Source organism: Lacticaseibacillus sharpeae JCM 1186 = DSM 20505 (genome assembly GCF_001436225.1).
GTDB classification, from domain to species: domain Bacteria; phylum Bacillota; class Bacilli; order Lactobacillales; family Lactobacillaceae; genus Lacticaseibacillus; species Lacticaseibacillus sharpeae.
The window spans coordinates 1-1374 of the sequence record NZ_AYYO01000002.1 but is presented as its reverse complement, the minus strand read 5'-3'; the positions used below and the strand labels follow the sequence as shown (position 1 = coordinate 1374).

General features: G+C 44.8%; 1 protein-coding gene. It reads right to left on the bottom strand.

The features are described from left to right. Window positions 1-103: 103 nt before the first annotated feature. On the bottom strand, window positions 104-1342 hold the full coding sequence (locus tag FC18_RS00285; RefSeq protein ID WP_054680740.1) for an ISL3 family transposase: 1239 nt from the start codon (window positions 1340-1342) through the stop codon (window positions 104-106). Between the last annotated feature and the right edge of the window lie 32 nt (window positions 1343-1374).

Sequence of the window (1374 nt, the reverse complement as noted above, 5' to 3'; positions counted from 1 at the left end):
TGGTGACTTTGACTCTAAAGTCTTTAATGCCAGTAACTTTAACCGTTATGAAGGCACAACAAATAGGACTTAAAAGGATGCGATTTTTAAGGCGAAATAAATATTATGCCGTTATTTGGTATATCCGTTTAAACATGTTTAATTGGTTGTAAAAGCCGTAACAGCCACGTTTTAGTTCTTTGATTTTTCGGTTAACCCCTTCAATGGGACCGTTAGATAGCGGACTTTTGGCCGCGATAACCACCCCGCGGAGGTTCTTACGCAAAGTGCTAATGGCAATATCCATGGCGTTGTTCTGAGCGAAGTATTCTTTGATGATGTCCTCTAGGTCTGCCGGCTTTCCGTTCATCAACGCATCGTGTAAGGTGACGTAGGTTTCGTATGCGTGTTTAAGTTCAGGAAAATCATTGGTAGCAAGGTCAATCACTTCCTGTTCAGTCATTTCTTCGTTAATACCAAACTTGAATTGTCGCTTTCGCGCCTCCGGATGAATTTTGTGGAATAGGCGCCAGCAAGATTTCAAAGCCTTGTGGACGCGAGTCTTCGAGTCGATACTCTTCATGCACTGAATGCGAATTTGATCGAGAGCACGGCCAAGCAATTGCACAATGTGGAAGCGGTCGTAAACAACTTCAGCATTGGGGAAGACTTCGTGTACTAGTGACGCATATGAAGCATTCATATCCATAACAATGTGCCGAACCATTTTGCGTTCAGCTAGTGAATATTGATTGATGAAGAAATTCTTGATAGAGGCATTGTAGCGATCACCCAGCATTGTCACGAGTTTATGGGAGTGAGCATCAACGCAGATGAAGGACATCCATCCGTGCGTGGTGCGCAATTCATCGAAGCAGAGATCAGTTGGTAAAAAGCGCGCCGCACGAAAGTGGATGGCATCGTTCAAAGTGCGTGATACAGTATTTGGTGATACTCCAGAAATCTTAGCGATTGCCTTCAAATTGAGGGATTGTTTAGCGAGCTTTAGTGCGTATTCTTTAGTTTTATTGGCAATGGAGTTTCCGGGCTTAACGACCGGCGTCGTAGCAGTAGAAGTATGGTGGCAATGGTCACACATCCACCGTTGCTTATTAAGATCAAGAACCACCGGTTGACCCTCAACTGAACGAAGTTGCACGTGGACTAGCTTGTGCCCGTTAGGACGCAAGGCGAGGAACTGGCACTTAGGACACTTGGTTAGCTGGTACGACAATTCCGCAAACAAAACAATGCATTTGCGCCTGCGGGCACCGCGACCACGGTACTCCTCTCTCGCTTCATATGAGTGGATATTACTGTCTAGAATTCCGAGCATCTTGAGTGTAGTATTATTAGTGGACATCAGAAATTTACCTCGCTTGTTTTTGGTTTGGA